This window comes from Cedecea lapagei, assembly GCF_900635955.1.
GTDB classification, from domain to species: Bacteria; Pseudomonadota; Gammaproteobacteria; order Enterobacterales; family Enterobacteriaceae; genus Cedecea; species Cedecea lapagei.
The window spans coordinates 670573-692181 of the sequence record NZ_LR134201.1; the positions used below are offsets into that span (position 1 = coordinate 670573).

The following is a 21609-nucleotide window of genomic DNA, read 5'->3' on the forward strand; positions in this document are numbered from 1 at the left end:
GACATGAAACAGTATCTTGATTTGATGAAAAAAGTGCTCGAAGAGGGCACGCCGAAAGCGGACCGTACCGGTACCGGCACGTTGTCTATTTTTGGGCATCAAATGCGCTTTAACCTGCAGGAAGGTTTCCCGCTGGTTACCACCAAAAAATGTCACCTGCGTTCGATTATTCATGAGCTGCTGTGGTTCCTTAACGGGGATACCAATATCGCCTACCTGAAAGAAAACAAGGTGACGATTTGGGACGAATGGGCGGATGAAAACGGCGATCTCGGTCCGGTTTACGGCAAGCAGTGGCGCTCATGGGCAGCGCCTGACGGACGCTATATCGACCAGCTGACCACCGTGCTGAACCAGCTGAAAAACGACCCGGATTCCCGGCGCATCATCGTCTCTGCATGGAACGTGGGTGAGCTGGACAAGATGGCGCTGGCGCCTTGCCACGCTTTCTTCCAGTTCTACGTGGCCGACGGCAAGCTCTCCTGTCAGCTTTACCAGCGCTCCTGCGATATCTTCCTTGGGCTGCCGTTCAACATCGCCAGCTACGCGCTGCTGGTGCATATGATGGCGCAGCAGTGTGACCTGGAAGTGGGTGACTTCGTCTGGACCGGTGGCGACACGCACCTTTACAGCAACCACCTTGAACAGACTCGTCTGCAGCTCACCCGTGAGCCGCGTGCGTTGCCTAAGCTGGTTATCAAGCGCAAACCTGAGTCGCTGTTTGATTACCGCTTTGAAGACTTCGAGATTGAAGGCTACGATCCGCATCCGGCGATCAAAGCGCCTGTGGCTATCTAACTTGCCGACAGCGTGACAGAGCCGACGCCTTTGTGCGTCGGTTTTTTTTACCCCAATTTCTCTTTTACGGCACTGATTCCAGCGGCCATGAAAATCGCTGTAACTCCTCAAATATCCTTCAGCATTTGCCGCATCTTTGCGCTTTCACTCTGGTGGTTTTGAACGCCGCTGCCACACTTTCGCACATGAACATGAATCAACGCGGTTTTAGCCTTATTGAGCTGATGGTGGTGATAGCCATCGTGGCCTCGCTCAGCGCTGGCGGCCTTCATGGCTGGCACCTGTGGCGGCAGAAAGTGCAGCTTTGGCAGACGACCCAGCAGCTGACTCACTTCCTCTCTCGTCTCAGAAATGAGGCTAACTGGAATAATCAGACTCATCTTTTGACGCTGCGCCAGAGCGGGAAAAGCTGGTGTCTGACAAGCAGGGCGGCGCCGGAAAGCTGTTCAGCAGAGCGGCGGCTGGCGTTTATGCCAGAGTTTGGCGATATCGCTCTGGAAGAGATGACCGCGGGTCTGGGGTTTTACGGCGTTCGCGACACCGCCTGGCCCGGCCATATTATTTTGAAAAGCCCGGCCGGGCGCTGGAAGGTGACGCTCTCCGTCTGGGGGCGCGTTCGCCTGTGCGAAATGTCCGGAGGGAAGCCATGCTGAGCGCTCAGCGAGGGTTTACGCTCCTGGAAATGCTTATTGCGATGGCCCTGAGCAGCGTGCTGCTCCTGGGGACTTCGCGCCTTTTCCCGGCTTTGCAGCTGGCGGTGATGCGGCAGGGCAGCGATGTCTCGCAGCAGGAGGCGCTGTGGCAAATGGCGTTTGCTATAGGAAAAAATTTGCAGCGCGCGGGCTATTGTCGGGGCCAGTGCCGGGGGGAGGGCGTGAAGATAATGAACCAGGGAAGCTGCGTGGTAGTGCAATGGGATGCTAACAACAATGGCCGATGGGATACCCCGGCGGATAGCCAAAGCGAGCAGACTGGCTATCGGCTGCGTCACGGCAGCCTGGAAACCCAAAAAGGCGTAGAGAATTGTGAGGGCAGCGGCTGGGAGAGAATGTCTGACCCGTCGCAGTCGACGGTGCAGCATTTTTCCGTGCTTCGTCAAAATCGCAAAACCGGCAGGCCCCTATTTTTCATCGAGCTGGTATCAAGTGTGAAGCAGAGTGGCCGCTCTGTTGAGGTGAGGTACGTTGTCAGGGGGGAAAACCTGTGAGCGGGAAGCGTGAGAAAGGGAGCAGCTCACTATTCATGGTTTTGATGCTGTTTGCCTTAGGCTCCCTGATGCTGCAAGGGCTCTCGCGACAGCTTGGCGCTCAGCGCTTTGAGGTTGCAGCCGAAATTCAGTCTATTAAAAATCATGTTGCCGCCCGGTCAGCTCTGGCGTGGGGAGAAAAGCAAAGCTGGCGGCCGCAAAAGGAGTGGCAGTGTCAGCACGATCCACGCTTTGTCTGGCATGCCTGTCTTCATCAAACCGACAAAGGGGAAGCCCTGCTTGCCGCTTTTGGTGACGCCAGCGGAGAGAGATTTCCGCTTACGCTATGGCGCTGGGGCGTACTTCGGGGTGGTAAGCTGGCGGCGGCTGCACAGGGCTGGCTCGACTTTTGCCCTTTACTTGATGACGCCTTATGCACTCTCCCTCGTTAGCTCCGCCGCAAAGCGGTTTTAGCCTTCCCGAGGTCTTGTTCGCGCTGGCGCTGTTTGCGATGGTTGTCACCGCATTGATGGGCTACCACCGGGTATTGCAGCAGGGATTTGTCAGCCAATGGCAACTGAGGCAGCTCTGGCGTGTAGCGCGTGAGCAAACCGAGCCGGGTGTTCCAGCGCCGTCGGAATTATGGAATGTTCGTCAACAGCAGACATCTTCCCTGGGATGTGTCAGCATCGACGTTACAGTAACAAGCCCAGAGGGCCGAAGCGCACAGCTTTTGAGGCTGGATTGCCCGCGGTCAGAACAACGTCAGGAGTAGCGATTTCATGTTACGTGTTTACCATTCCAACCGCCTCGATGTGCTGGAAGCTATCATGGAGTTCATCGTGGAGCGCCAGCCGCTGCCGGATCCTTTTGAGCCGGAGGTGGTGCTGGTACAAAGCACCGGGATGGCACAGTGGCTGCAAATGACGCTGGCGCAAAAGTTTGGCATCGCGGCAAATATTGAATTCCCGCTGCCCGCCAGCTTTATCTGGGACATGTTCGTACGGGTGCTGCCGGACATTCCAAAGGAGAGCGCCTTCAATAAGCAGAGCATGAGCTGGAAACTGATGACGCTTATCCCGAACATGCTGGATAAACCGGAATTTACCCTGCTCAGTCACTATCTGCGGGAAGATGACAGCAGCCGCAAGCTGTTCCAGCTCTCTTCCCGCATTGCGGACCTCTATGACCAGTACCTTGTCTATCGCCCCGGCTGGCTAAGCCGCTGGGAAAAGGGTGAGCTTGTCGACGGCGCGGGAGAGTCTCAGACCTGGCAGGCTCCGCTGTGGGCAGAGCTGGTACGCTATACGGCTCAGCTAGGGCAGCCTGAATGGCACCGTGCCAACCTCTATCAGCGTTTCATTAGCGCGCTTGAAAAGAGCGATAGTTGCCCCCAGGGGCTGCCGTCTCGCGTCTTTATTTGCGGAATTTCCGCTTTGCCGCCGGTTTACCTGCAGGCCCTGCAGGCGCTGGGAAAGCATATTGACGTCCACGTGCTGTTTACCAACCCCTGCCGGTATTACTGGGGGGACATCAAAGACCCCGCATTTCTTGCCCGTTTGCTCAGCCGCCGCCGTCGACTGCACCGGGTTGACCGGGAGCAGACGCTGTTTAAGGACAACGATAGCGCCTCTTCGCTGTTTAATGAGCTGGGTGAACAGGACGTAGGGAACTCGCTGCTGGCCTCCTGGGGCAAGCTTGGGCGTGACTACTCTTTCCTGCTCTCCGAACTGGAGCGTTTTGAGGAGGTTGATGTTTTTGTCGATCTCGATCCTGACAATCTGCTGCACGGACTGCAGCACGACCTGCTGGAGCTGAAAGACTCACAGGTGCTGGGGCTGACGGAGAAAGAGTACGAACGCAGCGACGGTAAACGCCTGTTGGATCCCGCCGATCGCTCACTGACCTTCCATGAATGCCACAGCCCGCAGCGGGAAGTTGAGGTCCTGCACGACCAGCTGCTGGCAATGCTCGAAGCTGACCCTGAGCTGACGCCGCGCGATATCATCGTGATGGTGGCAGATATTGATAGCTACAGCCCATTTATTCAGGCCGTCTTTGGCAGCGCGCGCGATGAACGCTGGCTGCCATTTGCCATTTCTGACCGCCGCGCACGGCAGGCGCACCCTGCGCTTCAGGCATTTATTTTACTGCTCGGGCTACCGGAAAGTCGCTTTGCGGCAGAGGATGTGCTGGCGCTGCTGGAAGTGCCTGCGCTGGCGGCACGTTTCTCTATCGATGAAGAAGGGCTGCGCTACCTGCGTAAGTGGGTCAATGAGTCCGGTATACGCTGGGGCATTGATGACGACAACGTTCGTGAGCTGGCGCTGCCGGCGACAGGGCAGCATACATGGCGATTTGGCCTTACGCGTATGCTGCTGGGCTATGCCATGGAAAGCCAGGCCGGCGTGTGGGATTCGGTCCTCCCTTACGATGAATCGAGCGGCCTGATCGCCGAGCTGGTGGGCCAGCTTGCAGAGCTGCTTATGCAGCTTAACCGCTGGCGGCTGCTGCTGGCGCAGGACCGTCCTTTGGAAGAATGGCTGCCTCTGTGCAGGGAGATGCTGAACAGCTTTTTCCTGCCGGACAGTGAAACAGAAGCGGCGCTGGCGCTGATTGAGCAGCAGTGGCAGGAGATGATTGAGAAAGGAACCGATGCCGCCTATCAGCAGCCTGTGCCATTAACTTTGCTGCGCGATGAGCTGGCCCAGCGCCTTGACCAGGAGCGTATCAGCCAGCGGTTCCTCGCCGGGCCGGTTAACTTCTGTACCCTGATGCCGATGCGGGCCATTCCCTTTAAGGTTGTCTGCCTGCTGGGGATGAACGACGGCGTCTACCCGCGAACGCTTGCACCACTGGGCTTCGACCTGATGAGCGAGCATCCACAGCGCGGCGATCGCAGCCGTCGTGACGATGACCGCTATCTGTTCCTGGAGGCGTTAATTTCGGCGCAGCAGCGGCTTTATATCAGCTACATCGGTCGTTCGATTCAGGACAACAGCAGGCGCTATCCGTCGGTGCTGGTGGAGGAGCTGCTGGATTATGTTGCCCGCAGCCATTACCTGCCCGGAGATGCGGAATGCAATGCCGATGACAGCAGCGAGCACGTGAAGGCGCATCTGGTGACGCTTCATGCCCGCACACCTTTTGACAGCAGCAATTACCTTGCCGAAGGCGAGCAGCAGAGTTTTGCCCAGGAGTGGTTACCGGCAGCCAGCGGTTACGGGCAGGCACATGCTCACTTTGTTCAACCTCTGGCTGCGGAAGTCTGCGATGAAGTCACCCTCGAGCAGCTGCAGCGGTTCTGGCGCCATCCGGTAAGGGCGTTTTTCCAGATGCGTCTCGCGATTAACTTCCGCCTGGAAGAGACGGAGCTGCCGGATGAGGAACCTTTTACCCTCGACGTACTCGATCGTTTTCAGCTAAACCAGCATTTGCTTAATGCGCTGGTTCAGCACGAAGATCCTGAGCAGCTGTTTGTGCGTTATCGTGCGGCAGGCGTGCTGCCGTACGGCGCTTTTGGCGAAATTCTCTGGGAAAACCAGCTTACCGAAATGCACTCGCTGGCTGAAAAAGTGCTGGTTGAGCGCCAGAAAGGGGAGAGCCGTGAAGTCGATCTCCAGATTGAGGGAACCAGAGTTACGGGCTGGCTGCCTGATGTTCAGGCGGACGGCCTGCTACGCTGGCGTCCTTCGGTGCTGAGTGTTGCCCACGGCATGCAGCTGTGGATTGAGCATCTGGCCTATTGCGCCAGTGGCGGCGGCGGGGAAAGCCGGATGTACGGGCGTAAAGATTCACAGTGGCGTTTCCCAGTGATGGAGCAGGAGCAGGCGATGGGCTATCTGTCGCAACTGCTTGAGGGGTATAAAGAAGGCTTGCGTCAGCCGCTGCTGCTGCTGCATAACAGCGGAGGCGCGTGGATAAAAACCTGTTATGACCCGCTAAATAATGCCATTTTATGGGATGAGGAGACGCAGCAGAAAGCGCGTACCAGGCTGCTGGCAGCCTGGGAAGGGAACCACATGGTTGAAGGGGAAGGCGCTGATATCTGGCTGCAGCGTTTATACCGTACGCTAGAGGCTGAGTATTACGAGGCGATTATCGTAGCGGCCGAGCGTTACCTTCTTCCGCTCTTTCGTTTCAACCAATCCTGAATAAGGGTTGTATAAAAATTGCACAGCCCGGTGAGTTCAATTATGATGCGATTTCTTGCTCAGGGCTGGCGAAGTATAACAACGGCGTTCTACGGATAGTTTAGAAAAGTTGTTGATGATGAGTGAGTTAGTAAAGACGAGGTTTGTGAATGCCTAAATGCAGCACCTGGTTTACCGCGCTTTTCTTGTTTGTTGCTCTGTGGGCACCCTTCAGTCAGGCAGATAACGGATGGCAACCGATTCAGGACACCATCCGTAAAAGTGAAAAAGATCCTCGTCAGTATCAGGCTATTCGTTTAGATAACGGTATGACCGTGCTGCTGGTTTCCGATCCGCAAGCGGTGAAGTCCCTCTCTGCCCTTGTCGTGCCTGTCGGCTCTCTTGAAGATCCTGATGCGCACCTTGGACTTGCCCATTTCCTTGAACATATGACGCTGATGGGGTCCAAAAAATATCCGGACCCGGATAGCCTCTCTGAGTACCTCAAAAAACACGGCGGCAGCCACAACGCCAGCACCGCCACTTACCGCACCGCCTTTTACCTGGAAGTGGAAAACGACGCGCTCGATGGCGCCGTTGATCGCCTTGCTGACGCCATTGCCGAGCCTAACCTTGCGGCGCAATACGCCGAGCGTGAACGTAATGCGGTTAACGCCGAGCTGACGATGGCCCGTGCGCGCGACGGCATGCGTATGGCGCAGGTCAGCGCCGAAACCATAAACCCCGCTCACCCTGGCTCTCGCTTTTCCGGCGGCAACCTGGAAACCCTTCGCGATAAACCTGGCAGTAAACTGCTTGATGCGCTGGTGGCATTCAGGGGGAAATACTATTCCGCGAACCTGATGAAAGCCGTTATCTACAGCAACAAACCTCTGCCTGAGCTGGCGAAGATTGCCGCTGAAACCTATGGCCGCGTCCCTGACAAAAACATCGAAAAACCGGTTATCAATGTGCCGGTAGTCACCGATGCGCAAAAAGGCATCTTTATCCACTACGTGCCGGCAATGCCGCGTAAAGTGGTTCGCGTTGAATTCCGCATCGATAACAACAGCGATAAATTCCGCAGCAAAACCGATGAGCTGATTGGCTACCTGATCGGCAACCGCAGTCACGATACACTGTCGGACTGGCTGCAAAAGCAGGGGCTTGCCGAAAGCGTGAGGGCTGACTCTGATCCGATGGTGGCCGGCAATAGCGGCGTTTTCGCCATCTCTGTGTCCCTGACGGATAAGGGGCTTGCCAACCGTGACCAGGTGGTCGCCGCGATATTTAGCTATCTGAATCAGCTTCGCTCCAAAGGCATCGACAAGCGTTATTTTGACGAGCTGGCGCACGTGCTGGATCTCGACTTCCGCTACCCCTCTATCACTCGTGATATGGACTATATCGAATGGCTGGCGGACACCATGCTGCGCGTGCCGGTAGCCCATACGCTGGACGCTGCCAATATTGCCGACCAGTACGATCCTGAGGCGATTAAAGCGCGTCTGGAGATGATGACGCCGCAAAATGCCCGCGTGTGGTACATCAGCCCGCAGGAGCCGCACAATAAAACGGCCTATTTTGTTGACGCGCCCTACGAAGTCGACAAAATTCCTGCGCAGACTTTTGCCGACTGGCAGCAGAAGGCTGACGCTATCAAGCTCGAACTGCCTCAGCTAAATCCTTACATTCCCGACGACTTCACGCTTTATAAGCCGGAGAAGCAGTACGAGCATCCTGAGCTGCTGATACATGAGCCGGATCTGCGCGTGGTGTATATGCCGAGCCGCTATTTTGGTAATGAACCCAAAGCGGACGTGACCCTTGTGTTGCGTAACCCGCAGGTGATGGACAGCGCGAAGAATCAGGTGCTGTTTGCCATTAACGATTATCTGGCGGGCATTGCGCTTGACGAGCTGAGCAACCAGGCGTCTGTCGGGGGGATCGGTTTCTCTTCTAACGCCAATAGCGGGTTGATGATCAATGCCAACGGTTACACTCAGCGTCTGCCGCAGCTGTTTGAGGCGCTGCTGAAGGGCTACTTCAGCTACACGCCAACGCAGGAACAGCTCGACCAGGCGAAGTCCTGGTATGCGCAGATGATGGACTCGGCGGAAAAAGGTAAAGCCTTCGAGCAGGCTATCTCGCCGGTGCAGATGGTTTCGCAGGTGCCTTACTTTGAGCGCAGTACCCGCCGCGCTCTGCTGCCAGCATTGACGCTTAAAGACGTGCTTGATTACCGTGAGCGGCTGAGAACCCATTCGCGGCCTGAGTTTATGGTCATCGGCAATATGTCGCCTGAGCAGACAAAGCAGCTGGCGGAAAAGGTAAAAGCGCAGCTGGCGCCGAAGGGAGATGAGTGGTGCCGTAATGCCGATGTGCTTATCGATAAACAGCATCTGGCGATGTTTGAAAAGGCCGGAAGCAGTACGGACTCCGCGCTGGCAGCGGTCTATGTACCAAAAGGCTACAGCGAAGCCACCAGCACGGCCTATGGATCTATGCTGGGGCAAATTATTCAGCCATGGTTCTATAATCAGCTGAGAACCCAGGAACAGCTGGGCTATGCGGTATTTGCTTTCCCGATGTCTATTGGCCGCCAGTGGGGGATAGGTTTCCTGCTGCAAAGTAGCGATAAGCAGCCCGCTTATCTGTATGAGCGGTTTAAGGCGTTTTACCCGGTTATTGAGAAAAAGCTGCGCGGCATGAGCGATGCCGAGTTTGCCCAAATCCAGCAGGGGATGATTGCCCAGATGCAGCAGGCGCCGCAGACGCTTGCAGAAGAGGCGTCGCAGTTGAGCAAAGATTTTGATCGCCGAAACATGGCGTTTGATTCCCGTGATAAAGTGATAGCCGAAATTAAGAAATTAACGCCGCAGAAGCTGGCTGATTTCTTCCATCAGGCGGTGATAGCTCCCCAGGGGATGGCGGTGCTGTCACAAATTTCCGGCAGCCATAACGGCAAGGCAGAGTATGCGGCACCAAAAGGGTGGAAAACCTGGGAGGGGGCTCGCAGTCTGCAGCAGACGTTACCACTAGTAAGCGAGAAATAATGACCGATGTAACCGCGCAGCCCCTTGATCCTTTAAGTTTGCCGCTGTTTGGTGAACGGTTGATAGAAGCCTCCGCGGGTACCGGTAAAACGTTTACCATTGCCGCGCTTTACCTGCGGCTGCTGCTGGGGCTGGGGGAGGAGAACGCTTTCCCCCGGCCGCTCGGCGTAGAAGAGCTGCTGGTGGTGACCTTTACGGAAGCGGCCACTGAAGAACTGCGTGGCCGTATTCGGGCAAATATCCACGAACTGCGCATCGCCTGCATTCGTAACCGCAGCAAAAATCCCCTTATACAAAAGCTGCTTGCCCAGATTGTGGACAAGCAGCTTGCTGCCCGCACTCTGCTGTTAGCCGAACAGCAAATGGACGAGGCCGCTATCTTCACCATCCACGGTTTCTGCCAGCGCATGCTCAGCCTTAATGCTTTTGAGTCCGGGATGCTGTTTGAACAGCAGCTTCTTGAGGATGAGTCCGTGCTGCGCCGCCACGCCTGTGCGGACTTCTGGCGTCGCCACTGCTATCCGCTGCCAAAACCGGTCGCTCAGGCGATGAGCGAGGAGTGGTCCGGGCCGGAAGCGCTCCTGCGGGACATCAACAGCTGGCTCCAGGGCGAGCAGCCGCAGCTTAAACAGCCGCCGGCAGATGACGAAACGCTGCTGGCTCGCCATGAAAAAATAATCGCCGCGATCGACGGGGTGAAAGCGCAATGGCGCGAGGCTGCGGGCGAGCTGGCCAGCCTGATTGGCGATTCCGGCGTGGATAAACGCAGCTACAGCAGCAAACATCTACCTAACTGGCTGGAGATTGTTGGCCAGTGGGCACAGCTGGAAACCACCAGCTATCAGCTCCCTGACGCGCTGGCTAAATTTGCACAAAGCACGCTTGAAGAGAAAACCAAAAAAGGCGAGGTGCCGCGGCACAGTTTATTCACCGCTATCGACGCTTTGCTGGCTGAACCGCTGACGCTGCGTGACCTTGTGATTGCCAGGGCGATGGCGGAGATTCGCTACATTGTGCAGCAGGAGAAACGCCGCCGCGGCGAACTGGGCTTTGACGATATGCTGAGCCGGCTCGACGAGGCGTTGCATCAGCCCGGCGGAGATGCGCTTGCCGCGGCAATTCGCGGGCGCTTTCCTGTGGCGATGATCGATGAATTCCAGGATACCGACCCGCAGCAGTACCGAATCTTTCGCCGCCTCTATATTAAGCAGCAAGAAACCGCGCTGCTGCTGATCGGTGACCCGAAGCAGGCGATTTATGCCTTCCGCGGCGCCGATATTTTTACCTATATGAAAGCTCGTCATGAGGTGAGCGCCCACTACACCCTGGACACTAACTGGCGCTCGGCTCCTGAGATGATTAATGGCGTAAACACGCTGTTCCAGCAGGTTGATAACCCGTTTTTATTCCGCCAGATCCCGTTCCTGCCGGTCAAGTCCGCCGCACGCAATAGCGGCCTGCGTTTCACCGTTAAAGGTAAAAGCCAGGCGGCGATGAAGCTGTGGCTTCAGCCGGGGGACGGCACAGGGGTAAGTGATTACCAACAAGCTATGGCAACGCAGTGCGCCCGGCAGATAAGAGACTGGCTTACCGCCGGGCAGCGCGGTGAGGCGCTGCTTTGGAAAGGGGATGAGTCTCGCCCGCTCAGGGCATCGGATATGACGATTCTGGTGCGTAGCCGGGGTGAAGCGGCGATTGTGCGTGATGCGCTCGGTGCCCTCAATATTCCTTCGGTCTATCTCTCGAACCGCGATTCGGTGTTTGCCACCGTGGAAGCGCGCGAGCTTCTGTGGGTGCTGCAGGCGGTGCTGACGCCGGAAATCGAAACCGCCATGCGCAGCGCCATTGCTACCAGCATGCTGGGGCTTGATGCGTCAGCCATCGAGTCGCTGAACAAAGACGAACTGGCCTGGGATAACCTGGTTGAAGAGTTTTTCGGCTACCGCGAGCAGTGGCTGAAGCGCGGCGTCATGCCGATGCTAAGAGCCCTGATCGGTGCAAGAAAGATTGCTGAAAACCTGCTTGCCACGCCCGGAGGAGAGCGCCGGCTGACGGACATTCTGCATATCAGCGAGCTTCTGCAGGAGGCCTCTGCGGAGATGGAGAGCGAGCATGCGCTGGTGCGCTGGCTGTCGCAGCGCATTGCCGAGCCGGACAGCAACGCCTCCAGCCAGCAGCTGCGGCTGGAAAGCGATAAACATCTGGTGCAGGTGGTGACCATCCACAAATCCAAAGGGCTGGAATACCCGTTGGTCTGGCTGCCGTTTGTGGCTAATTACCGCCCGCAGAGCAGCGGCCTGTATCACGACCGCACCACTTTTACCTCCCTGCTGGATTTAAGCAACGATGCGGAAAGCCTTGGGCTTGCCGAAGAAGAGCGCCTGGCAGAAGATCTCCGACTGTTGTACGTCGCGTTGACCCGCTCCATCTGGCACTGCAGCCTGGGTGTTGCACCGCTATTCCGTGGCTCACGGGCCAAAAAAGGCAGCAGCGACCTGCATCTCAGCGCGCTGGGCTACCTGCTGCAAAAAGGGGAAGCACTTGATGCCGAAGGGCTGCGTCAGGCTATGGATAGCCTGAAGAGCGAAGCGATTGATGTTGAAATATTGCCAGCGGGAGAAGATTCCCCCTGGCAGCCCGCCGCCAGCGCTTTACCTGAACTTGCCGCCCGGCAGCTTAAACGAAGAATCGCCGATAACTGGCGCGTTACCAGCTACTCCGGGCTGCAGCAGCACGGCAGCAGCCGGGTGCTGGATCTGGTTCCGCGTCTTGACGTGGATGCCGTGGGGGAAGCGCCGGAGCAAAGTGAGCCGTCACTTACTCCGCATACTTTCCCGCGTGGCGCTTCACCGGGTACGTTTCTGCATAGCCTGTTTGAAGAGGTAGATTTTACTCAGCCTGTGGACCAGGAGAAGACAGAGAGCCAGCTACTTACTAACGGTTTTGGCAGCGAGTGGGGGCCCGTGGTTAGCCGCTGGCTGGAAGAGGTGCTTGCTGCGCCCCTTAATGAAACCGGGGTTGCCCTGAACCTGCTGTTACCGAAGGAAAAGCAGGTTGAGCTGGAGTTTTACCTGCCTATTGAAAGTGAGCTGCAGGCACCGGCGCTGGACGGGTTGATTCGCCGTTACGATCCGCTCTCTGCCGGTTGTCCGGCTCTGGATTTCCGTCAGGTGAAGGGAATGCTTAAGGGGTTTATCGACCTGGTTTTCCGCTGGGAAGGACGTTATTACCTGCTGGACTATAAGTCCAACTGGCTGGGAGAAGACGGCAGCGCCTATACCCGGCAAGCCATGGCTCAGGCTATGCAGTCCCACCGCTATGATCTGCAGTATCAACTCTATACCCTGGCGCTGCACCGCTACCTGGGGCATCGAATGGCCGGATATGACTACCAGCGGCACTTTGGTGGGGTCATCTATCTGTTCCTGCGCGGCGTAGAGCAGGGGAAACCTGAGCAGGGCATTTTTTCCACGCGACCAGACATCAGGCTTATTGAGGCGATGGACGCGCTCTTTGCCGGAGCAGCAGAGGAGATAAACCTGTGAGCATGTCGCAGCTACTTAACCAGGCGGTCACGCTGAAGGCACTCAGGCCTCTGGATTCACAGTTTGCCATGATGGTGGCTAACGACGATCGGCCCGCCGTGATGCTGGCCGCCGCGCTACTTAGCCATGAGTCGGGCGAGGGGCATGTGTGTCTCCCCTTAGAGCGCATAAAACCTGCATACGTTTTTGCCGGCAAACACCCGGAGCTGGTGGCTCAGCTTTTTGCTGAAGCAGAGCCCGTGCAGGGCTGGGAAAGCGAATTGCTGGCGTCTCATTCGGTGAGTTCGAACGATGAGGCCACGCCGTTAAAGCTGATCGACAATCGCTTGTACCTCAACCGCATGTGGAGTAATGAGCTGCGGGTAGCCGCCTTTTTTGGCGAGCATAATCAGCCCGTCGCGGTAGATGAAACTCGACTTCGGCAAACCCTCGATGCGCTATTCGGCACCAGCCAGCAGACCGACTGGCAGAAGGTGGCCGCGGCGGTCGCGCTGACGCGCCGTATCTCCGTGATTTCCGGCGGGCCGGGAACCGGCAAAACCACTACGGTGGCAAAGCTGCTCGCCGCGCTGGTAGAGCTTTCTGACGGCCAGCCTCTGCGTATTCAGCTCGCAGCCCCAACAGGTAAGGCGGCTGCCCGTTTGACGGAGTCGCTGGGGAGCGCGCTGCGTCAGCTGCCCCTGAGCGATGAGCAGAAAAAGCGCCTGCCGGATGAAGCCTCAACCCTGCACCGTCTTCTAGGGGCGCAGCCTAACAGCCAGCGCCTGCGCCACCATTCGGGTAATCCTCTGCACCTGGATGTGCTGGTGGTGGATGAGGCTTCGATGGTGGACTTGCCGATGATGTCCCGGCTTATTGATGCGCTGCCGGAAAAGGCGAGAGTTATCTTCCTTGGCGATCGGGATCAGCTGGCGTCCGTGGAGGCCGGTGCCGTACTTGGCGATATTTGCCATTATGTGAATGACGGTTATTCGGCGCAGCGTGCGGAGCAACTGCAGCGCCTAACGGGCTGTGAAGTTCCCGCAGGAGAGAGTACCCGGGCAAGCGCGCTGCGCGACGGGCTTTGCCTGCTGCGTAAGAGCTACCGATTTGATAGCCAGTCCGGTATCGGCCAGCTGGCGTTTGCGGTTAATGCCAGCGACAGCAAGCAGGTAAAGGCCGCCTTGGGTCAGAATTTTAGCGATATCTCGCTGCAGCCTCTGCTTGAGCCAGAAGACTACGCGCAGATGATCGCCGACGTAGTCAGCGGCTACGGCGCCTGTTTACAGCTGGTGCACCAAAAGGCAGAGCCTGCCGCGATACTCAGCGCTTTCAGTCGTTATCAACTGCTGTGTGCCCTGCGCGAGGGGCCTTTCGGCGTTAGCGGCTTAAATGAACGCATTGCGCAGGCGCTGGCCCAGGCGCGCCTGATTCAGCGTCCTGCCCAGGCAGCGTCGCGCTGGTACGACGGTCGCCCGGTGATGATTGCCCGCAATGACAGCTCTCTTGGGCTGTTTAACGGCGATATCGGCATTGCTCTGCAGCGGGAAGAGGGGCTGCGCGTCTGGTTTCCGATGCCGGATGGCACGCTGAAATCTGTACAGCCGAGCCGCCTTCCTGCGCACGACACGGCGTTTGCCATGACGGTGCATAAATCGCAGGGATCTGAGTTCGACCATGCCGCGCTGGTATTGCCGAATCAGTTTGTGCCGGTGGTGACGCGCGAGCTGGTGTACACCGCAATAACGCGCGCTCGTAAACGGCTGTCGTTGTATGCCGACGAGCGCGTATTAAATAAAGCGATAGCCACACGAACCGAGCGAAGAAGCGGGCTCATGGCGATTTTCGCCGGGGAATAAGACGGAGAGGGAAGGCGTAAAGCCTTCCCTTTTTCAGGTCAGGTCGGCCATCAGCACTTTTGATTTGCGCTGATAGTTGTACATCTCTTTTTTGCTGGCGGGCAGCAGCTCAACGTCGACCGGCAGGAAACCACGCTCCTGGAACCAGTGGATGCTGCGGGTGGTCAGAACGAACAGCTTACTCAGCCCCATCTGACGCGCCTGGTTGGCGACACGGTTAAGCAGCTCTTCGCCCCGGGATGAGCTTCTATAGTCCGGATGCACCGCAACGCAGGCCATTTCGCCGATGCTTTCTTCCGGGAATGGATAAAGTGCGGCGCAGGCAATCGTCAGGTTATCCCGCTGAATAATGGTGAACTTGTCGATCTCCATCTCCAGCTGCTCGCGGGAGCGGCGAACCAGAATCCCCTGCTGCTCCAGCGGGCGAATTAGCTCAAGAATACCGCCGATGTCGTTGATGGTGGCGCGGCGGATTTGCTCGGCGCTTTCCATCACAATCTGCGTGCCGATGCCGTCCCGGGAGAACAGCTCCTGCAGCAGCGCACCGTCTTCCTGATAGCTTAGAAGGTGGCTACGCCGCACGCCGCTGCGGCAGGCTTTCACCGCCCCACGCAGGAAACGTACGGTACCGGAGTGATAGTCACCTGCGTTTTCAAGCGCTTCAATACGCTGCTGCGCTTCGTTCGGGAACAGCTCGGAAATGACGTTGCCCAGATCGTCGGTGACGCCCTGCGCGGAGCAGAACCCAATCATCTTCTCGGCCTTCAGCTTAACCGCAAGCTGGGTGGCCACCTCTTCGGAGGTGAGGTTAAAGCTTTCACCCGTCACGGAAACCGCCACCGGCCCCATCAGCACGATAGCGCCGCTATCCAGCTGGCGATGAATCGCTTCTTCATCGATGCGGCGAACGCGGCCGCTGTGGCAATAATCCACGCCGTCATCCACGCCTAAAGGCTGCGCAATGATGAAGTTCCCGCTGACTACGTTGATATGGGCGCCCTGCAGCGGCGTATTGCCCAGGCTCATGGAGAGCCGGGCGGTGATATCCAGCTGCAGCAAGCCGGCGGCCTGCTTAACCAGCTCGAGAGTCTTCGCGTCGGTGACGCGCGTGTGCTTGTGGTAAACCGGTTCGTGGTGGTGCTCAGCCAGGTTTTCATCAATCTGCGGACGGGCTCCGTACACCACCACCAGGCGGATGCCCAGGCTGTGGAGCAGGCCGATGTCGTTGACGATGCTGGAAAAGTTTTCATGCTCAATGGCTTCGCCGCCGAGCATGATGACAAACGTTTTTCCCCGGTGGGCATTAATATAGGGAACAGAATGGCGGAATCCCTGGACCAGTTCGGTTCTGCGTTCCTTTACCACGGCACACCCTCATTGCATGTTTATTCGTAATTTGTGTATTTTTATTCTTTTATGGCGCCCGGTGCAAGCGCCAATTTTCATCCAGGATAAAATTCCTTTCGCCCGGCCATTCATGCCCTCTTGCGAACGTTTACCCTTTTATAGATGACAGTAACGGCGTGTTTCGCTAAAGTTTTTGGCTCAAATAATAAATTCATCCATTTAGTGACTACCGCCCAGGGGAGCCATGCCAGATTCCAGTTCGTTAATGAGTCGCCGCCGCCTACTTCAGGGAGCCGGAGCCATGTGGCTGCTGAGCGTCAGCAACGTTGGTTTTGCTGCCTCAAGCCAGGTGATTGCCGTGCGCGTCTGGCCGGCCTCGTCTTATACTCGCGTGACGCTGGAGTCGAATCATCAGCTTAAGTATCGCCAGTTCGCCCTCAGCAATCCGGAGCGGGTGGTGGTGGATATCGAAGGGGCGCATTTAAATTCAGTTCTAAAAGGTATCGGCAGCCAGGTTCGCGCTGACGATCCCTTTATTAAATCGGCGCGCGTGGGCCAGTTCGATCCGAAAACCGTTCGCATGGTTTTCGAATTGAAACAAAACGTGACTCCGCATCTGTTCGGGCTGGCGCCGGTAGCCGAATTTAAAGAGCGCCTGGTGATGGATCTTTATCCAGCCAACATGAATAGTGAACAAGATCCGCTGCTGGCGTTACTGGAAGATTACAACAACGGCCAGCTGGACAAGAAAATGCCGGTGGAAAAAGGACCGCAGCCAGGCAAAGCCGGACGAGATCGCCCGATTGTCATCATGCTCGATCCCGGTCATGGCGGCGAAGATCCCGGCGCGATTGGGCCTAACAAAACCCGCGAAAAAGATATTGTGCTCAGCATTGCGCGCAGGCTAAAGGCGCTGCTTGATAAAGAGGGCAATATGAAGGCCTACATGACGCGTAACGAAGACGTGTTTATCCCGCTGAAGGTGCGCGTAGCCAAGGCGCAAAAGCAGCGAGCGGATCTGTTTGTTTCTATTCACGCAGATGCCTTCACCACCGCAGCTGCTCGCGGCTCGTCGGTCTTTGCGCTGTCGACCAAAGGGGCAACCAGTACGGCAGCGAAATATCTGGCGCAAACGCAGAACGCCGCGGACTTAATTGGCGGCGTTGGTAAAAGCGGGGATCGTTATCTCGACCACACGATGTTCGACATGGTGCAGTCGCTGACCATCAACGACAGCCTGAAGTTTGGTAAAGAGGTGCTTAACCGGCTGGGGCGGGTGAATAAACTGCATAAAAACAGCGTCGATCAGGCCGGATTTGCGGTGTTGAAAGCGCCGGATATCCCGTCGATTCTGGTGGAGACGGCCTTCCTCAGTAACCCGGAGGAGGAGCGTAAGCTGCGCACGGCGAAGTTCCAGCAGGAGGTTGCTGAGTCAATTCTGGCGGGGATTAAGGCTTACTTCTCGGACAGTTCGAAGCTGGCAAGAAGAGGGTAGAAGGTGAAATAAGGGCGGGTTGATAACCTGCCTTATTTTTTTATCAACGGCAGAAACAAAAAAACACCCGTAAGGGTGTTCTCAATGTTGGTTGCGGGGGCCGGATTTGAACCGACGACCTTCGGGTTATGAGCCCGACGAGCTACCAGGCTGCTCCACCCCGCGTCCGTCATACTGCTTTTTTTAATGATTGTTCATCATTGCGCTGTTAAACCAGCGACTTTTAATTGGTTGCGGGGGCCGGATTTGAACCGACGACCTTCGGGTTATGAGCCCGACGAGCTACCAGGCTGCTCCACCCCGCGTCCGTGGATGCGCACTATACTCTGCTCGGTTTTTGTTGCAACCCTTTTTTGGAATAAATTCCTGAATTTCCCATTACTTGTTGAATTAACCCGCATAATGGCCACAAAACAGACGTTTTTGCTATGCGGGAAGAGCAACTCGTTTAATTCTCGCAGCGCGTTTGCTATCTTCGGCGAGGCGTAAAGAGGCAACCAGCAGGGCTAAAGAGTAATGAAAGGACGTTGGATTAAGTACATAGCAGCGGGAGCCATGTTAACCATGCTGGCTGCCTGCTCATCAAAACCGACCGATCGCGGTCAACAATATAAAGACGGTAAGTTCTCCCAGCCTTTCTCGCTGGTGAATCAGCCCGATGCAGTTGGCGCGCCTATCAACGCCGGCGACTATGCTGAGCAGGTTAATCAGATTCGTTCTGCTTCACCGCGCCTCTATAATAATGGCAGCGATATCTATAATGCGGTGCAGCAGTGGCTGCGTGCGGGCGGCGATACTCGCCAGCTGAAGCAGTTTGGCCTTGATGCCTGGCAGATGGAAGGGGCCGACAACTACGGTAACGTCCAGTTTACCGGCTACTATACGCCGGTCATTCAGGCTCGCCATACCCGGCAGGGCGAATTCCAGTACCCGATTTACCGCATGCCGCCAAAACGCGGCCGCCTGCCGTCCCGCGCGGAAATTTACAGCGGCGGGCTGAGCGATAGCTATGTTCTCGCCTACAGCAACTCCCTGATGGATAACTTCATCATGGACGTGCAGGGCAGCGGCTACATTGACTTTGGCGACGGCCAGCCTCTGACCTTCTTCGGCTATGCCGGGAAAAACGGCCACGCCTACCGCAGCATCGGTAAGGTGCTTATCGATCGCGGCGAAGTGAAAAAAGAAGATATGTCGATGCAGGCGATTCGCCATTGGGGGGAAACCCACAGCGAAGCGGAAGTGCGTGAGCTGCTTGAGCAGAACCCTTCGTTTGTCTTCTTTAAGCCAGCCAGCTATGCGCCGGTGAAAGGTGCGAGCGCGGTACCTTTGATTGGCCGGGCCTCAGTGGCTTCTGACCGCTCCATTATCCCTGCGGGCACTACGCTGCTGACGGAAGTTCCGCTGCTGGATAATAACGGCAAATTTACCGGCCAGTATGAGCTGCGTGTGATGGTGGCGCTGGACGTTGGCGGTGCGATTAAAGGCCAGCATTTCGACATCTACCAGGGCATTGGCCCGGATGCCGGGCACCGGGCGGGTTGGTATAACCACTACGGTCGCGTCTGGGTGCTGAAGCCGGCACCGGGCGCGGGCAGCAGCGGTAACGTTTTTAGCGGTTAATGCGGCAACGTTTCCACCTTTTCCAGCGGGCTGTATAATCAGCCCGTTTTTTATTTCTGAGGATTTCCCCGATGTCTGTCGTTCTCTCTGATGCCTGGCTGCAACGCTTTGGCGGAACCGCTCGTCTGTATGGCCAGGCGGCGCTACAGCTTTTTGCTGAGGCTCACGTCTGCGTGATTGGCATCGGCGGCGTTGGCTCGTGGGCGGCAGAGGCGCTGGCGCGTACCGGAATAGGGGCTATCACCCTTATCGATATGGACGACGTTTGTGTCACCAACACTAACCGTCAAATCCACGCTTTGAAGGACAACGTCGGGCAGGCCAAAACGGAAGTCATGGCCGCACGTATCAAAGAGATCAACCCGGAGTGCCGCGTCACGGTGGTGGATGACTTTATTACCGCCGATAACGCAGCTGAGCTGCTTAATCAGGGATTTAGCTACGTTATTGACGCGATTGATAGCGTGCGCCCAAAAGCGGCGCTGATTGCTTATTGTCGCCGCTACAAGATCCCGCTAGTCACCACCGGCGGCGCGGGTGGGCAGATAGATCCGACGCAGATCCAGGTCAGCGATCTGGCTAAAACCATTCAGGATCCGCTGGCGGCCAAACTGCGCGAGCGCCTGAAAAGCGACTTTGGCGTGGTGAAGAACAGCAAAGGGAAACTGGGCGTGGACTGCGTATTTTCAACTGAAGCGCTGGTTTATCCGCAGGCTGATGGGTCAGTTTGCACCATGAAAAGCACCGCTGAAGGCCCAAAACGGATGGACTGTGCTTCGGGCTTTGGCGCGGCAACCATGGTTACCGCCAGCTTTGGCTTTGTGGCGGTGTCCCATGTGCTGAAGAAGATGATGGCGAAATCGGCGAGAGCTGCCTGCTGATTACTCTTCACGCGCGGCTTTCTGAACGGCCTCGGCCAGGGCCGTAAGACCGCTGCTGCGGGAAGCGCTGAGCTGATGACGAAGCCCCAGATCGTCAAACAGGCTGAGCGGATCTTTCTCCTGCAGCTGCTGCGCCGTTTTCCCTTCAATAGCGGTCAAAAGCACCGCTAATAACCCTCGTACAATACGGCCTTCGCTGTCGCCGTAGAAGTGCAGCGTGCCGTCCTGCTGGCGTTCGTGGCCCAGCCAGACGCGATTTTCACAGCCGCTGATTTCAATACTCCCGGTTTTTAACGCCTCAGGCAGATTGGGCAGCTTCTTGCCCAATAAAATCAGCTGGCGGTATTTGTCTTCCCACTGCTGCTGAGAGGCAAAAGTGGCGCGCAGCGTTTCTTCGTCAACGATCGTGCCAAAAGGATGGTTAGCCAGCATTCAGTCCACCAGAATGTCGAGGGCGCGGTCGACTGCGGCAAGCAGCTCGTTCACGTCCTGTTGTGTGTTGTAAGGCGCAAAAGAGGCGCGCAGCGTACCGCTGACGCCCAACGCCGCCATTAAAGGCTGGGCACAGTGCTGGCCCGCCCGAAGTGCAATCCCTGACTCAGCCAGCAATGTGACCATATCGCTATGGTGGACGCCCGCAAAATCAAACGCCAGCAGGCTTGAGTCCTGACAGCGGAAGCTGCGAAAGCCCGGACGCTTTGCCAGTTCAGACTCGGCAAGCGTTGCCAGGCTGCGGCTCCAGCTCTCCGCCTGCTGAAGATCGAACTCTTCAAGCCACTCCAGCGCCGCGCTGAGGCCGATGACGCCGGCGACGTTGGGCGTGCCGGCTTCGAAGCGCCAGGGAACAGGCTGGGTTTTAAAACCTTCGAAAGAGACGTGGGCGATCATTTTGCCGCCGCCGTGCCACGGCGACATTTGCTCAAGTAATTCTGCTTTTCCGTAGAGTGCGCCAATGCCGGTTGGACCATAAAGCTTATGGGCCGAGAAGGCATAAAAGTCGATATCCAGCGCCTGTACATCAGGCGGGCAGTGAACGATGCCCTGCGCGCCATCGACCATCACGATGGCACCTGCCGCGTGGGCTAAACTGATGGCTTTTGCGAGATCGGGACAGCCGCCGGTCACGTTAGACATTTGTCCCAGCGCGAGGACACGCGTGCGCTCGTTGAGCAACGACGGCAGAAGGCTAACGTCAGGTAAAGCCTGATTATCCAGCGGCAGCCTCACCACCTTCGCCCCGGTCTGCTCTGCCACCATCAGCCAGGGCACAAAATTGGCGTGATGTTCAGCTTCGCTAACGATGATTTCATCGCCGGCCTGAAGGCGAGGGCGGGCATAAGACTGTGCAACCAGGTTGATGGCTTCGGTCGTGCCGCGAGTCCAGACCACCGAATGACCGCTTTCGGCATTGATCAGGCGGGCGACGAGATCGCGTGCCGCCTCATAGCGGGCCGTCAGGCGCTGCGCTTCGGGAAACTGGCTACGGTGAACGTTGCCGGCGCTCAGGCTGTAAAACTGCCGGGTGGCGTCGATGACGGCCTGAGGCTTTAGCGCCGTAGCCGCGCTGTCGAGATAGACGCCTGCATCAGCCAGGGCGGGAAACTGCGCACGAAAGTGGGCGGGATTAAATGCTGTCATGGTGATCCTCAGTTCAAGGCACAGATCGTCTCGCAAAACGAATGGCGGCACAAGGTTTCAGTCACTATC

General features: G+C 57.0%; 15 protein-coding genes and 2 tRNA genes. 12 read left to right on the top strand and 5 right to left on the bottom strand.

All coding sequences use genetic code 11. The features are described from left to right. Positions 1-3 precede the first annotated feature (3 nt). From thyA to recD, 9 genes are all read left to right on the top strand, one after another. Positions 4-798 (top strand): thymidylate synthase, encoded by a 795-nt coding sequence (gene thyA, locus EL098_RS03405; protein WP_061274860.1) that lies wholly within the window; start codon positions 4-6, stop codon positions 796-798. Between the two features lie 191 nt (positions 799-989). Further along, positions 990-1451: a prepilin peptidase-dependent protein gene (locus tag EL098_RS03410; protein WP_232012300.1), complete on the top strand. Its 462-nt coding sequence runs from the start codon at positions 990-992 to the stop codon at positions 1449-1451. Next, positions 1445-2005, top strand: a complete 561-nt coding sequence (locus EL098_RS03415) for a prepilin peptidase-dependent protein (RefSeq protein ID WP_126354786.1) — start codon at positions 1445-1447, stop codon at positions 2003-2005. The genes EL098_RS03410 and EL098_RS03415 overlap by 7 nt, the downstream gene beginning before the upstream one ends. Before the next feature lie 35 nt (positions 2006-2040). Then, a complete protein-coding gene (locus tag EL098_RS03420) occupies positions 2041-2436 on the top strand; it encodes a DUF2509 family protein (protein WP_232012301.1) in 396 nt (131 codons plus the stop codon). After that, positions 2418-2759 carry a prepilin-type N-terminal cleavage/methylation domain-containing protein gene (locus EL098_RS03425; RefSeq protein ID WP_126354790.1) on the top strand — a complete coding sequence of 114 codons (342 nt, stop codon included), beginning with the start codon at positions 2418-2420 and terminating at the stop codon, positions 2757-2759. The genes EL098_RS03420 and EL098_RS03425 overlap by 19 nt, the downstream gene beginning before the upstream one ends. A 7-nt stretch (positions 2760-2766) precedes the next feature. Beyond that, complete coding sequence (gene recC, locus EL098_RS03430) at positions 2767-6138, top strand: exodeoxyribonuclease V subunit gamma (RefSeq protein WP_126354792.1); 3372 nt, start codon at positions 2767-2769, stop codon at positions 6136-6138. Positions 6139-6287: 149 nt separating this feature from the next. Next, positions 6288-9173 (top strand): pitrilysin, encoded by a 2886-nt coding sequence (gene ptrA, locus EL098_RS03435; RefSeq protein ID WP_126354794.1) that lies wholly within the window; start codon positions 6288-6290, stop codon positions 9171-9173. Next, positions 9173-12718: an exodeoxyribonuclease V subunit beta gene (gene recB / locus EL098_RS03440; protein ID WP_126354796.1), complete on the top strand. Its 3546-nt coding sequence runs from the start codon at positions 9173-9175 to the stop codon at positions 12716-12718. Before ptrA ends, recB begins: the two co-directional genes overlap by 1 nt. Positions 12719-12720: 2 nt before the next feature. Further along, positions 12721-14556 carry an exodeoxyribonuclease V subunit alpha gene (gene recD / locus EL098_RS03445; RefSeq protein ID WP_408609098.1) on the top strand — a complete coding sequence of 612 codons (1836 nt, stop codon included), beginning with the start codon at positions 12721-12723 and terminating at the stop codon, positions 14554-14556. A 33-nt stretch (positions 14557-14589) separates the two neighbouring features. Here recD and argA read toward each other — a convergent pair whose 3' ends face one another. Next, positions 14590-15921 (bottom strand): amino-acid N-acetyltransferase, encoded by a 1332-nt coding sequence (argA, locus tag EL098_RS03450; RefSeq protein WP_126354800.1) that lies wholly within the window; start codon positions 15919-15921, stop codon positions 14590-14592. A 226-nt stretch (positions 15922-16147) separates the two neighbouring features. Between argA and amiC the strand changes: the two genes are divergently transcribed. Next, on the top strand, positions 16148-17398 hold the full coding sequence (gene amiC / locus EL098_RS03455) for an N-acetylmuramoyl-L-alanine amidase AmiC (RefSeq protein ID WP_126354802.1): 1251 nt from the start codon (positions 16148-16150) through the stop codon (positions 17396-17398). Between the two features lie 88 nt (positions 17399-17486). On the opposite strand, the gene EL098_RS03460 is transcribed toward amiC, so the two are convergent. Beyond that, positions 17487-17563 (bottom strand) — tRNA-Met (locus EL098_RS03460). Positions 17564-17626: 63 nt separating this feature from the next. Next, positions 17627-17703, bottom strand: a tRNA-Met gene (locus tag EL098_RS03465). Positions 17704-17914: 211 nt separating this feature from the next. Between EL098_RS03465 and mltA the strand changes: the two genes are divergently transcribed. Beyond that, on the top strand, positions 17915-19021 hold the full coding sequence (gene mltA / locus EL098_RS03470; RefSeq protein WP_126354804.1) for a murein transglycosylase A: 1107 nt from the start codon (positions 17915-17917) through the stop codon (positions 19019-19021). 71 nt (positions 19022-19092) lie between these two features. Beyond that, positions 19093-19902 carry a tRNA cyclic N6-threonylcarbamoyladenosine(37) synthase TcdA gene (gene tcdA, locus EL098_RS03475; RefSeq protein WP_126354806.1) on the top strand — a complete coding sequence of 270 codons (810 nt, stop codon included), beginning with the start codon at positions 19093-19095 and terminating at the stop codon, positions 19900-19902. On the opposite strand, the gene csdE is transcribed toward tcdA, so the two are convergent. Further along, complete coding sequence (csdE, locus tag EL098_RS03480) at positions 19903-20334, bottom strand: cysteine desulfurase sulfur acceptor subunit CsdE (RefSeq protein WP_126354808.1); 432 nt, start codon at positions 20332-20334, stop codon at positions 19903-19905. Next, entirely contained in the window at positions 20335-21540 is a 1206-nt protein-coding gene (csdA, locus tag EL098_RS03485; RefSeq protein WP_126354810.1) for a cysteine desulfurase CsdA, read from the bottom strand. Positions 21541-21609: the final 69 nt, after the last annotated feature.